We start from the raw sequence: 12,441 nt of genomic DNA on the forward strand, positions 1-12,441 counted from the left end.
CGGGGGTTTTAAGCCCGCCCCCCCCGGGGGTGGTCTGCGGGTTCCCCGCGGCCCGGGTTTACACCGTGCGCTAAACGCTGACCCCCCCCCGGGGGGGGGGGCCCCGCCGGGGGCGCCCCCGCCGCTTCCGTGACCTGACCCGACCCTGACCTGAGGAGCGAGAGATGAGCGACCTGATCTGCACCGAGCGCCTGGTGATCCCGACCTTCAACGCCGAGTTCGCGCCCGAGGAGGACCACGGCCCGTGCGCGGGCACCGCGGTCGCCCGCGTGGTGATCGAGCACGACGGCGAGAAGTGCGGGGACGGCGGGCTGTGCCTGTTCGACCCGGAGGAGGGCCTGGAGCTGGACCCGTGGACGCAGGAGCGCCTGCTGTGCGCCGACCACCTGTACGAGCACGAGCGGGCGGTGGCCGAGCGCGGCGAGCTGGTGGGGGAGACGCTGACCCGCCTGTGACGACCGAGGAGAGCCGCCCGGGACCCCCGGGCGGCCTCGACCTGTTGGAGGGGAAACCGATGGAGAGCAAGACGGTGCCGGACGTGCCGGCACTGCCGAGCGGCGGCCGTGCCGCCGAGGCCGCCGGGTAGGCCGGCGTGGTTCACGTGGAGAAGGTCGACGTGCCGGAGCGGCCGGGCAAGGGCGCGTGGGCGTCGGTGTGGCTGGCGTTCGGTGCCGGGATCGCGGCATCGCTGGCGGCGAACATCGCGCACGCCGGTGCCAGCGGCGGCGCGAAGGCGGTCGCCGGGTGGGCGCCGCTGGCGCTGCTGCTGTGCTCGGAGGTGATGACGAAGGTGCCGGCACCGCGGCAGCGGTGGCTGCGGCGGGTGCAGGTGGTCGGCACGGTGATCGTCGCCGGGGTCGCCGCGCTGGCCAGCTACCGGCACATGCGGGGCCTGGCCTTGGAGTACGGCGAGGACCAGCTGACGGCGAGCACGCTGCCGCTGTCCGTCGACGGCCTGGTGGTCGTGGCGTCGATCGGGCTGGTGGTGCTGTCGCAGCAGCGGCGCGCGGCGATCGCGGCCGATCGTGCCGCCGCCCTCGCGCCTGCCGTGCCGGCGCGGCCGGTGCCGCCGCCCCCGGCGCCGGTGCCGCAGCCCGAGCCGGTGCCGGTGCCGCCGGACGCCGTGCCGGAGCCGGTGCCGGTGCCGGAGCCCGTGCCGGTGCCGCCGGAGCCGGAGCCCGTGCCGGAGCCGGAGCCGGTGCCGCAGTCGGCGCGGGTGCCGCTGCCGTCGCTGGACGTGGTGGTGCCGCCCGAGCCGTGGCCGGCCGGGCAGCCGGTGCCGCCGCCGGACCCGGAGCCGGACCCGGTGCCGCCGGACGGTGCCGACGAGAACGCGGCGGCGCGGAAGGCGTGGCGGGACTCGCTGGCGACCGGCGAGCCGCTGACGGGCAAGGCGCTCGGCGACCGCTTCAAGCGGAGCGAGCGGTGGGGCCGGAACCGCATCGCGGAGGCGAAGGCGGAGCTCCAGGCAGAGCAGGAGGCCGGCGGCGACGTCGCCGGCGGAACCGACCAGCAGGACGCCCGGGTGCCAGTCGGCGCCGGGGTCGAGTAGAGGAGGAGAGACAGATGGTGTCGATGGCGATGATCGCGGCCGCGCGGGCGGCCGAGTTCCCGGCGAGCCCGTACGCCTGGGTGCTGACCCGGGACCGGGACCACGAGCTGCACGGCACGGCGGAGTCGGAGGTCGGCACGACCGGCCCCCGGCAGGCGACCGACGAGATGGTGGAGCGGGCCCGGACGGAGGGCCGCCGGTTCCGGCTGCTCGACGAGGGCGACATCGACGAGGGCGCGATTGCGGACGGTAAGGACGTCGACGAGGCGGAGCGCGGCGTGGTGTACGAGGGGCGGATCTGGACCCAGGACGAGCCGGGCGGCGATCAGGACTTCGGGCCGCTGTACGACTTCGGCACGCCGAACTACGGCTGCGTCGAGATCCAGTACCGGGACGAGCGCGGCCAGTGGGTTTCGCTGTAGTGGCGCACTGTCCGGTCGCAGTGGTTGAATGTGACCGGCCCCATCCCAGGGAGTCGTTCGGTACGCGGTCCCGGTCAGGTGAGCAGTCGGGGGACAGCGAGGTCTGACCGGGGCCGTACCGGCGAAGACGCGAAGAGAGCCCGGCATCCATGCTCAGTGGGTGCCGGGCTCTTTGCATGCGCGCGATTGGATGTCGGGGTGTGGGGGTACGGTGTCGGGAACGTGACAGTCACGCGATGGCAACTCCTACGTACCTGTACGTAGCACGGTGCGGTGGGGCACTGCTAGCTTATAGGCCGGTCGAGTTCAGGCCTGGGGTTGTGTGGGGGTCAGGCATGCGGTGCTACGGGTACGACGAGACAGGCAGGGAGATCATCGACGCCGAGGCGACGGTGATCCGAGACGTCGTGAAGCGGGTCCTCGACGGGGACAGTATGCGATCGGTCGTCGCCGATCTACGGGCGCGGGGAGTAACCACCTCCGCCGGCCGGCCGTGGACGCAGCAGTCGCTGTCGCGGCTGCTGCGCAACCCGCGGCTGGCGGGCCTGCGGACGTACCACGGCGAGGTGGTCGGCCCGGGCCAGTGGGCGCCGATCATCGACCGGGCGACGCACAAGGCGCTGCTGGCGCTGCTGGACGCCCCGGAGCGGAAGCAGCCGCACGCGACGAACGTGCGGAAGTACCTGCTGTCCGGCGGGTTCCTGGTGTGCGGGTACCCGCTGCCCGACGAGAGCGGGACCGGCACGCACATCGACGGGAAGCCGCTCTACACGCAGCCGAGCAACAGCGGCAAGCGCGGGTACGTGTGCCGGGCCGGCAGCCCCAGCTACGGGTGCGGGCGCATCCGGATCGCGGCGGAGAGCCTGGAGGAGGAGGTCGCCGCCCGGGCCATGGCGCGGCTGGCGTCCCCGAAGGTGCGGGCGCGGCTGGAGCGCGCGATCGGCTCGGCGAAGGACGGCGGGGCGACGATGGAGCGGGTGCTCCAGGCGATCGAGGACCGGCTGGCCGAGGCGGGGCAGGCGTACGCGCGGCGCGAGATCAGCCTGGTGACGCTGACGGCGATCGAGTCCGAGGCGAAGCGCGAGCAGAAGCAGGTGCGCGAGCGCCTGGCCCAGGCGGAGCGGTTGCAGTCGCTGCCGGCGACGACGCCGGAGGGCCTGGCCGAGTGGTGGGTCGACGCGCCGCTGGAGCGGCGCCGCGAGCTGCTGGCTCTCGTCCTGGACCGGATCATCGTGAAGCCGGCGACCCGGGCCGGCGCGGCGCAGCTCGACACCGACCGGCTGGAGTTCGTCTGGAAGTAGGAGTGTGACACTGCTCCATATCGGACTATCGGCGGCAGGCTGGCAGATGTAACCACGATTCGGGATTCGTGTGGGAGAAATCTTTCATCGCGGATAGTTGATCTGTTCCTCAGCGTGCCGCCGTGCCTATGATCCACCCCATTGGTCAGTCCAGAGGCGCAGCGTAGCCACCCTGCGGTGTGGGGCCGCAGTGGGATGGCGTGTGCGCATCGAGACGGATGCGGGGAGCTGAGCGGGTTGCATCGCAAGCGCACGATCGAGGTCCAGGAGTTGGCGGGGCGGATCGAGGCCGAGCTGGCCTCGGGGCGGGTGGACGACGCGGACGTCAGCGATGAGCAGGCAGAGAAGATCGCGGAGGTGCTGCGTCCCGCGCCGCCGGCCGACCTGGCGCAGCTGGCCCGCCGGGCAGCGCGCAGCGTGCGCCGTACCGCGGTCTACGTGGCGGCCGGCCCCCTGGTCCCGACGTTCGCCGCCGCCGTGGCGGCTGCCGGTGCGGTCGCGTGATGCGCTCCACGGTCCGGCGTACATAGATTATTGACGGCAAGATCGACTTTCGACTACAATGAATGTGTACGTTTTGGTACCCGTTCACTGTGGAGGAAGCGATGACTGCGACTGCGACCGCGAAGCGCACCGCGACGAAGGGGCCGGTGGTCAAGACCATCCCGGTCGCCAAGATCGAGGCGGACCCGGACCAGCCGCGCAAGCAGTTCACCGAGGAGGAGCTGGCCGAGCTGGCGGCGTCGATGCAGAGCATCGGCCAGCTCCAGCCGGTCGCCGTGCGCAAGACGGCGAAGGCGGGCCAGTACCGCCTGGTCGTCGGCGAGCGGCGCTGGCGGGCCGCCCAGCAGGGCGGTATCGAGGAGCTGCACGCGCTGATCTGGGAGATGGACGACGAGACGGCGTTCATCGCGCAGGTGGCGGAGAACGTCAACCGGCAGGACATGACGCCGATGGAGGAGGCCGCCGCCTACCAGCGCCTTGCGGCGGCCGGCTGGGAGACCGAGCGGATCGCCGAGCTGTTCGGCAAGAGCCAGCCGTACATCGGGTGGCGGATCGACCTGCTCGGGCTGATCGACGACGCGAAGTCGCTCGTCGCCAAGGGGCAGCTGCAGGTGGGCGTCGCCTGGTACGTGTGCCGGCTGTCCGCCGACCAGCAGCGGCGGTTCCTGGTGAAGTGGGCGCGGGGAGAGTTCAGGTCGGCGCGGGACGCCGAGGAGTTTGCGAAGGCGTGCAAGTTGGCTGAGGAGCAGGCCGGGTTCTTCCAGATCGACGAGGAAGAGCACAGCGAGGAGAAGCAGGCGGAGGTCGTCGCCAAGCGCAAGAAGGTGACGAGCAAGATCGACCGCCTGGCGGCGGCCGGCGAGATCCTGGCCGAGCTGGCGGCGATGGACGCGGAGGAGCTGGCGAAGGTCCTCGCCGGCGCCGACGGCGGCGTGGCGGCGTACCGGCAGCGGGTCGACCACCTGCGGTCGGCGGCGGGGAAGGTGTCGGCGAAGCTGCGCAAGGCGCAGGCCCTGGCGGCGTCGGTGACGGTGGAGCTGGACCCGGAGGCCGTGGTGCAGGTGCCGGCCGAGCTGGTCGAAGTGACGCCGGTGCCGACGGTGCCGGTCAACGACGGGTCGATCAAGGTGGACCCGGACTGCGACTGGCCGGGCCACGCCGACGCGGTGGAGGAGTACGGCTTCTGCTCGGTGTGCCAGCACTGAGGACGGTGACAGTGGACGCCCCGCGGGCTGACCCGCGGGGCATCCGCGTGCCGGCGATCCCTGTGCGGGCGCAGTGGGAGTGCGTATGCTCCCGGCGTGGGCGCGGTCATCGGGCCGATCAAGCTGCCGCCGTGCGGCGTCTGCCGGCGTGCCCAGGTGCGGGCCCGGCGGGGCGACCGCGACCCGGTGGTGCTGTGCCTGGCGTGCGACGGCGGGCCGCTGGTGGACAAGGCCCGCGCGGCGCTCTCCGACGACCAGCGGCGGGCTCTGAACCTGTGAGGCGGCCCCGTCGTACCCGCAGGCTCTACGGTCGCAGTTTGACTGCGCGTGCTCTATTGGATACAATGTTTATGTACGACCCCCGGCTGTTGGAGGCGATCGGTGCGGAGCGAGTGGTCACGGTCCTGTGGGCGTGGCCGCTGCCGTCCGGGTCGGCCCGCCTGCGGCAGGCGATGCGACGAGCGCAGGCCGAGCTGTACCGGCAGGCGCGAATGATGAACGCGGTCCCGCTCGGGCCGGCGACCTTCCGGGTCGCCCGACGCGCGGTGTTCGACACTCACGCCGGTCCGGCGCTCGTCGCGGAAGTCAGGGCAGCCCAGCTGCCGAAACCGAACGGAGAGGGGACCACTGTGTCCGCAAGCTGTACGGCCGCAATGGGAGACTGCGGCCAGCGCTGCACGAGGGGTGAGGCGCGATGAGCCTGACCGCGCAGCAGGAAGAGCAGGCCCGCCAGGTGAAGGCGGCCCTGCCGGGCTACCTGGCGGTGCGGGAGACGGCGGCCGCCGTGCTCCTCGCGGCCGGGAAGGACATTGGGCTGCGGCTCGACGAGCGCGACGCCCGGGACCTGGCCGAGGCCGTGGTCGACGCGATCCACAAGGGCGCGGAGGTGCGCGGGATCTCGTTCGCCTGCGACATCGCCGACCAGGAGATGGCCGCCCACGAGCGGTACCTGCTGCGCCCCGCGCGGGAGAAGGCCAAGAGCGGCGACCCGCTGGCCCGCGCGGTCCTGCGCGACCTGGAGCAGCACGTCGAGGGCACGAAGAGGCTGCGTGACGAGCTGGTCGAGCGGCTGGCCCGGGTCGGCGGGCAGTGGCTCGCCGAGCGGCAGCGGATCGTCGCGGTGGTGCCGATGCCGACCCCGGACAAGGGGCAGCACCGGGTCAAGGCGGCGTAGTGGCCGACGAGCCGCAGACGGCGCGGGACCGGGCACTGGCCCGGGCCCGCGCCACCCGGCACGAGACGGGGGCCGAGCTGCCGCCGCGCCGGGGCCGGCCGATGGTGACCCGGCCGCCGGCGGACGCCCCGCCGGTCGACGACCGGGTGGCGACCCTGGCCACGGCGTACATCGTCGAGGGCTACAGCGCCGACGAGGTGGCCGACCGGCTCGGGGTCGACCGCGGATGGTGCCGGGGGATCGCCGCCCGGCTGCGAGGGAGGAGGTAGCCGATGCCCGACCAGGTGGCGGCCGCCGAGGAGATCGTGGAGTGCGAGGACTGCGGACGTCCGCTGCGGACGCCCCGGGCCCGTGCCGAACGGCTCGGACCGAAGTGCCGCCGCAAGCGGCTACTAGCGATGGGAGCAGCAGCGTGACGGCGATCGTGCGGATCGGGGACGGCGTGTACACGCCGATGGTGGAGGCGAGGGCGGTCCTGCCGCTGCCGCCGCTGCCGGACGCGCAGGCCGTCGACGTCGCCCACGGCGACGGGATCCACGAGCTGGAGCTGCTGACCGTGCGGGGTCCGGCCTCGGTCGTCGCGTCCGCCGTGGACGCGCTGGGCGCCTACCTGGACGAGCTGGTCCCGACGATCGGGAAGCTCTACCACGACCACGAAGGGCCTCAACATGGAGGTTGAGTTGCAGCTGTTCACGAACCGCTACCAGCGGTTCAGGCCCGACCAGGGCGCGCCGGTCCGGACGACGGTCGGCAAGCCCCGGTTCCCGTTGCCGTACGACCTGGCCGGGTTCGCCCGGCTCCTGGCGCCGACGTACGGGATGTTGAAGATGCAGCAGGGGCCGTACCGGCACATCTACCTGGAGCGGCTGGAGGCCGCCGGGGTGGATCTGATCTCCGAGCAGCTGGCGGAGATCGCGGACGCGGGCGGCAGTGACCGCCTGGTCCTGCTGTGCTTCTGCGACCTGAACGTGCCGCCGCCGGACAACTGGTGCCACCGGCGCATGTTCGCCGCGTGGTGGGAAGAACAGACCGGGCACGAAGTACGCGAGCTGGACCGGCGGCGCGAAACGCCGGCAGCGACCTTGTTCTGACGACGAAGGAGTTCACGTGGAACTGACTCTTGAACGACCGGAGGCGGGCGTGCCGCTCGACCTCGACACCGACCTCCAGCACGGCGAGTCCGCGTACTTCTCGGGGGAGTGGCTGGAGTACCCGTACGACGGCGGCCGCCGGTTCGAGTCGGCGTACGCGGGCACGCTGGTCCGCCGGTGGAACGGCTGGGCGGTGTGGTCCTGCACCCGCGAGGTGGCCGAGGCGATCGTCACCGACCAGGAGATGTCCCGGCGGCACAACCGGGCGCTGCTGGCGGCCAACGGGCTGGCCGGCGAGAAGCTGGAGCGCTACCTGGACCAGGACGTCGTGCCGATGCGCTGGGACGGCGACGTGATCGTGGTCGACCGCAGGGCGCTCGACGAGGAGGAGCTGCGCATCGAGCCGGACGAGCACGGCCGGTACGTTGTGATGGGCGGCAACTGGATGTGGGAAGAGGTGCCGGTCGACGCGGCCGACACGGTGCATGGGGTCGCTGAGCGACCGTAGCCGTACAGCTGGGGGCCGGTCCGCTGGGCCGGCCCCCTTCGCGTGGGCAAGATCAACGGTGATCCCAGGGGGAGCACCGGCGGGAACAGAGGGCTACAAGCGGCCACAACGGGGCACGAGTAGACACAAGCTGAGCAGGCCGGATACCATCGTCGCAGGTCAACACGTTGGATGTGCGGGGTTCAAGTCCCCCCTCGGACACAACTTTGCGGCACCTGTGCCGTACCTGACGTACTGGTGGTCAAGCGTCATTGACCACGCGAATCTGATCTTCCCCACCACCTTCACCGGCCTCGTGCCGGCCGACGGTGGTGGTCGGTGTGGCTGAGCCCTCGGTGGCTTCCGTCGTCCCTCCGGTCCTGCTTCCGGACCAGGGGCGCTCAGCTCGGACCGGCTCTGGTGGCCCGCTGCGTCGGGCGCCGTTACCGATGCCTGCACTCCCGCGGCAGCGCACCGAGGCGAGGATGTATCGCCTGGCTTCGGTCGACAGCAGTGGCCGGCTCCGTGATCGGTCGATCATCGGAGCAATGGGCTGGGAGCCCGGTGCCCGCCTGGACATCCGTCAAGGTGGTGGCGTCATCGCCGTGCGCCGCGACCCTCAGGGAGTCTTCACTGTCACCGGCCAGGGGCACCTGTTGCTGCCGTCCGCGGTACGGCACTGGTGCGGCCTCTCGGCGGGGGACCGTGTCCTACTGACCGCAGACCCCGCCGCGAACCTGCTCGTGGTGTACCCGCCGATGGCCTTGGACGAGATGATCGCCCAGGCCAAGCGGGCAGTGCTGGGTGGTGATCCGACATGAGCGCGAGCACGGCGAGCAAAGCGGAACTGGAGGCTGCCCGACTGCTGCTGTCGCGGATGGGCATCTCCCCGGCGGACCTGCAAGCAGCGGCGTCGGACCGTCCGCCGGCACCGACGTTCGCCGAGTACGTGCCGGTTGTGGCGGCTGCCGTCACTGCGGGCACGCGGCGGGCGTACGGGTCGTACTGGAAGCGCGTGGTCGAGCAGTGGGGCGCCCGGCGCATTGACGAGCCGACGCCGTCGGAAATCGAGCGACTGGCGGAGTACGTCAAGACGCACGTGGTGGCCCGGCGAAACGCCCGCGGTGGGCGCAGCGCGGCGGAGCATCTGATCGCGTCGTTGCGCTGCCTGTACCGGCGGGCGGTCGCCGACGGGCTTTTGTCGGAGGCGGACAACCCTGCGTTGAAGGTGGCGAAGCCGCGGCGGTTGCCAAGCACCCGGCGGGCGTTGGCGGACACTCGTTTGGCGGAGATCAACGAGGTCGCGGCGTCCACGGGTGATGACCCGGCGCTGGACAGCCTGCTGCTGCGGCTGCACACCGAGACGGCGTGCCGCCGGGGTGGGGCCCTAGCCTTGCGGCCGGTCGACCTGGACCCGGATCAGTGTCTGATCCTGCTGCGCGAGAAGGGCGAGACGGTGCGATGGCAGCCGGTGTCGCCGACGCTCATGCGGTACCTGCTGCGGCATGCGGAGCAGCGGCACGCCACCGAGGCGGGCCCGTTGTTCCGGTACCGCAGCGGGCAGCCGATCACCTACCGGCGCTACGACCATCTGTGGGTGCGAATCGGTGAGCACCTGCCCTGGGTACACGCGCAGCAGATCAGTACCCACTGGCTGCGGCACACCACGTTGACGTGGGTGGAGCGGAACTTCGGCTACGCCATCGCCCGCGCCTACGCCGGCCACTCAGGTAGCGGTGGCGACGTCGGAACCACCGCCACCTACGTACGGGCAAGCATCAACGAGGTAGCCGCCGCGCTGGCGGCACTCACCGGCGAGCCACATCCAATGGCGTAACGGGGTGTCGGGGGCGGGCCCTGGCCAAACGGACTGGGCCCGTCACAACCGGCGGCCGTCGGCACGCACAGGAACCGCCGCTCGAAGAGGTGCTCAACCGTGACGCACGGGCCGCGCACACTAACCGAGGCGCCATCATCGACGCAGCCACCGCCCTTGAGATCGCCCTCGGCCGGCACATCCGCAGCCACGCCGACCAACACGTCAGCAGCTCGCCTGGTGCGGCTGGAGCCTCCGCGCGCCAGGCCAGTTGGACATGCCACCACCTGCCCTCGATAAGGCAAAAGACGCTCGATGTCGACAATGTTGTTGGTAGAAGGCGGCGATGCCGTGCATCCGTGCTGAGGACAACGCCACGGGCTTGTTTGGCCTGCAGGCCATGAATCCTCTGGTCTTATAGATCCTCGACCCGCTGGCCCTTGCCGACGCCGGTGTTCATGACGCCGGGAATGACCGAACGCCCGGAGGTGAGTTCGATTGTGCTGTGCGAGGTGACGACATCGGCGGGGATGTCGTTGTCGGCCACGATCAGCTGAATCCGGTCTTGGTATGCCTGGGCGAGGGTTACCAGGCGGGAGTAGATGCGGCGGCCGAGCGCAAGGTCCGGCTCCGAGTTGCCGAAGCCTTTTCGCGGAGAGTCAATGATGAGCAGGCTCGGCAGCAGGATGTCCGGATGGTCGATCGCGGTGGTGAGCAGGGTCAGGTGGTAGGCGACGTTGAGCGCAGTGCTGGCTCCGCCACCGCTCGCCTGTAGGACTTCGAAGTCGGTGTTCCCCACCAGCGGGAGGAAGCTGTTGGGATCGATGTGTGCGTCACCATCGGCGGGGATGCCGATGCGGTCCACCTCGTCCTTGAACGCCGCGCTGATGTCGTCGAGTTGGGCGCGGGCCTGCAACGCCCGCTCGCGGGAGGTGATGTCGACCTGTAGTTGGCGCTGCGTCTTGCGGTGGGCGGCGACCTCCGCGCGTAGTTGGTCGAGACGGTGCCACATCGTTGTGTGGCGGCCGATCTCGTCGATGCTGTGGCGCAGGGCTTCTGCCTGCCGACTTAAATGTGCGACCGTCTCGATCCGCGGCGATGCGGCTGCGGCGGTCGCCTGGTCGTAGTCGCGGCTGAGCGTGTCTAGTTCGAAGTCCGCGCGGTGTGCCGCCTGCCAGGCTTTATTGAGGGCGGCGTGGTCGGAGGCGAGCAGTGCCTCGGTCTCGGTGACTTGCTCACGGATCCGGTCGAGGTTTCGGTCAGACGGCGCGACATCCGCCACGTCCACCGGTGGGATGGGCTGGCAGCACAGCCGGCAGTCCGTCTCGGGCACATCCCGGGAGTCGAGATCCTGCATGCATCGTGGGCAGGTAACGAACTCGAAGGGTGCGAGCAGGCCGATCGCGGTGCTACGTCGTTCGGCCTTGGTGAGATCGAGGCGCAGCTGGGCAAGGGAGGCCTCGCGTCCACGCACAGTAACGGCGAGCAGGTCGGCTTCTTCGCGGAGCTTCTTCGAGGCGGACAGAGCCAGGGAAAGTTGGGCGCGGCGTTCCTCCTCGGCAGAGGTCAACGCATCGACCTCATTGCGGGTTGCCTGCAGGCTGTCCTCTGCCGCCGCGAGCTGCTGTAACAGATCCATGCGGCGCGCACGCAGCTCGTCGGGATCGGCGATGCCGGCATCGCGGATGAACCGGTCGATCGCTGCGGCGTCCTTTTCCAGCTGCGCGGCGCGGTCACGTGCGATCCCGCGCTGGCGCTTTAGTTCGATCAGCTCTGGGTCGGTCAGGCCAAACATCAGCTCGAACGCGGCGATGCGTTTCGGGTTGTTGTGTGTGTCGAGGTGCCCAACCACTGAGCGGTCGATCTCTTTGGCCTGCAAAAAGCAGTAGCGGAAGATTTCTTTGAAGGTCAGGGCGACTGTCCGGGAGTTGACACCCGCCCGGGAGGTTGGTACGCGTTCGACCGGTATTCCCAGCGTTTCGAGTAGGAACCGGGAGAGGGAGGGCCCGTCGGCTGGCTTTGGGCTCACCGGCCATACGTATTGCACCAGGTTGGAACCTGGCTCGAGGACCTCCACCGCACCGGAATCCGTGCCGATTCTGCGACGCAGAACCAGCGACTGATCTCCCGCCTGGATTGCGACGTCGACGTGGGTGACGTGCTGTACCACCGCCGGCGTTAGGGCCGCGTTGCCTCCGAGGGCATGCTTGATCAGCATCAGCAGCGTCGACTTGCCCATGGTGATCGGGCCGGTGACGAACGTCAGCGAGGACTCGAATCCGAACGTGTGCATTGCGGTGTTTGTGGACACGGTGAGGGACCTGATGCGCAGATTCGTGGCCATCTAAATCTCGCTTCTGAGGGGGAGCGCAATGACGTCCGGCAGCTGGGCGTAGATCATGTTCTTCAGGTCCTGACCGGGCATGTCGAAGTGTTCCCACAGAAACCGCGCTCGCTCGGCAACGATTCCCCACGGGTCGGTTGCTTTGAGGTCGTTGCTCACCTCGCGCCCGGGTCCTGTCAATGTAATCTCAGTTGAACCTTCGACGCGCGCGAACGTCGCCAGCTCCTTACCGACAAGGGCGCCGAGTATGGAATAGTAGCGGTTGTCCCACGGTCCGTACTTGTAGCGGATCATGCGGCTTTCCACCGCCTGCCGTTCGTCGAGAGTCGGCGCGCTATCGGGCCACGACGTACCGGCTGGCAGCAGACGTTCGGCCATGACCGGGTACCGTAGCAGGAAGTCGATCTTCGCCAGCTTGGTCAGGCCGCGGAACGGTTCGCCGGGCGAGGTGAACTCGCTGATTAGGATGAGTACCCGGGCCTCGTGGTAGAGACTTTCCTGGCGAATCGCCAGGGAAGCGGCCGGTGGCAGCAGCGCGGCCATCG

General features: G+C 70.2%; 17 protein-coding genes. 15 read left to right on the forward strand and 2 right to left on the reverse strand.

Translation table 11 applies throughout. The annotated features are described in order from the left end of the window. The first annotated feature begins 164 nt into the window (after nt 1–164). From ACIBPB_RS31580 to ACIBPB_RS31650, 15 genes are all read left to right on the forward strand, one after another. On the forward strand, nt 165–455 hold the full coding sequence (locus ACIBPB_RS31580) for a hypothetical protein (RefSeq protein WP_349876228.1): 291 nt from the start codon (nt 165–167) through the stop codon (nt 453–455). Nucleotides 456–592: 137 nt separating this feature from the next. Further along, a complete protein-coding gene (locus ACIBPB_RS31585; RefSeq protein ID WP_396842990.1) occupies nt 593–1,552 on the forward strand; it encodes a DUF2637 domain-containing protein in 960 nt (319 codons plus the stop codon). 14 nt (nt 1,553–1,566) lie between these two features. Continuing rightward, nucleotides 1,567–1,974 carry a hypothetical protein gene (locus tag ACIBPB_RS31590; protein WP_396842991.1) on the forward strand — a complete coding sequence of 136 codons (408 nt, stop codon included), beginning with the start codon at nt 1,567–1,569 and terminating at the stop codon, nt 1,972–1,974. 335 nt (nt 1,975–2,309) lie between these two features. After that, nucleotides 2,310–3,275 (forward strand): recombinase family protein, encoded by a 966-nt coding sequence (locus ACIBPB_RS31595; protein WP_396842992.1) that lies wholly within the window; start codon nt 2,310–2,312, stop codon nt 3,273–3,275. A 237-nt stretch (nt 3,276–3,512) separates the two neighbouring features. Further along, complete coding sequence (locus tag ACIBPB_RS31600; RefSeq protein WP_396842993.1) at nt 3,513–3,779, forward strand: hypothetical protein; 267 nt, start codon at nt 3,513–3,515, stop codon at nt 3,777–3,779. A gap of 101 nt (nt 3,780–3,880) precedes the next feature. Then, nucleotides 3,881–4,984, forward strand: a complete 1,104-nt coding sequence (locus ACIBPB_RS31605) for a ParB/RepB/Spo0J family partition protein (RefSeq protein WP_396842994.1) — start codon at nt 3,881–3,883, stop codon at nt 4,982–4,984. Between the two features lie 96 nt (nt 4,985–5,080). Next, nucleotides 5,081–5,263 carry a hypothetical protein gene (locus tag ACIBPB_RS31610; RefSeq protein WP_396842995.1) on the forward strand — a complete coding sequence of 61 codons (183 nt, stop codon included), beginning with the start codon at nt 5,081–5,083 and terminating at the stop codon, nt 5,261–5,263. A 415-nt stretch (nt 5,264–5,678) separates the two neighbouring features. Further along, entirely contained in the window at nt 5,679–6,158 is a 480-nt protein-coding gene (locus ACIBPB_RS31615; RefSeq protein ID WP_349876239.1) for a hypothetical protein, read from the forward strand. Further along, a complete protein-coding gene (locus tag ACIBPB_RS31620) occupies nt 6,158–6,427 on the forward strand; it encodes a hypothetical protein (RefSeq protein WP_396842996.1) in 270 nt (89 codons plus the stop codon). Before ACIBPB_RS31615 ends, ACIBPB_RS31620 begins: the two co-directional genes overlap by 1 nt. A 3-nt stretch (nt 6,428–6,430) precedes the next feature. Further along, nucleotides 6,431–6,574, forward strand: coding sequence for a DUF6011 domain-containing protein (locus ACIBPB_RS31625; protein WP_230650381.1), 144 nt, complete (start codon nt 6,431–6,433; stop codon nt 6,572–6,574). Beyond that, on the forward strand, nt 6,571–6,837 hold the full coding sequence (locus ACIBPB_RS31630) for a hypothetical protein (protein ID WP_349876241.1): 267 nt from the start codon (nt 6,571–6,573) through the stop codon (nt 6,835–6,837). Before ACIBPB_RS31625 ends, ACIBPB_RS31630 begins: the two co-directional genes overlap by 4 nt. Continuing rightward, on the forward strand, nt 6,827–7,249 hold the full coding sequence (locus ACIBPB_RS31635) for a hypothetical protein (protein ID WP_349876242.1): 423 nt from the start codon (nt 6,827–6,829) through the stop codon (nt 7,247–7,249). Before ACIBPB_RS31630 ends, ACIBPB_RS31635 begins: the two co-directional genes overlap by 11 nt. 16 nt (nt 7,250–7,265) lie before the next feature. After that, the gene (locus tag ACIBPB_RS31640) at nt 7,266–7,757 is read left to right on the forward strand and encodes a hypothetical protein (protein WP_396842997.1); all 492 of its coding nucleotides are present in this window, start codon (nt 7,266–7,268) and stop codon (nt 7,755–7,757) included. A 464-nt stretch (nt 7,758–8,221) separates the two neighbouring features. Further along, nucleotides 8,222–8,557, forward strand: coding sequence for a hypothetical protein (locus ACIBPB_RS31645; RefSeq protein ID WP_030500380.1), 336 nt, complete (start codon nt 8,222–8,224; stop codon nt 8,555–8,557). Continuing rightward, nucleotides 8,554–9,573, forward strand: coding sequence for a site-specific integrase (locus ACIBPB_RS31650; RefSeq protein ID WP_030500381.1), 1,020 nt, complete (start codon nt 8,554–8,556; stop codon nt 9,571–9,573). Before ACIBPB_RS31645 ends, ACIBPB_RS31650 begins: the two co-directional genes overlap by 4 nt. A 394-nt stretch (nt 9,574–9,967) precedes the next feature. Here the strand turns inward: ACIBPB_RS31650 and ACIBPB_RS31655 are convergent, their stop codons facing one another. Beyond that, nucleotides 9,968–11,896 (reverse strand): hypothetical protein, encoded by a 1,929-nt coding sequence (locus ACIBPB_RS31655; RefSeq protein WP_030500382.1) that lies wholly within the window; start codon nt 11,894–11,896, stop codon nt 9,968–9,970. Further along, nucleotides 11,897–12,439, reverse strand: coding sequence for a hypothetical protein (locus ACIBPB_RS31660; RefSeq protein WP_030500383.1), 543 nt, complete (start codon nt 12,437–12,439; stop codon nt 11,897–11,899). Nucleotides 12,440–12,441: the final 2 nt, after the last annotated feature.

This window comes from Micromonospora sp. NPDC049836, assembly GCF_044465125.1.
Taxonomy (GTDB): domain Bacteria; phylum Actinomycetota; class Actinomycetes; order Mycobacteriales; family Micromonosporaceae; genus Micromonospora.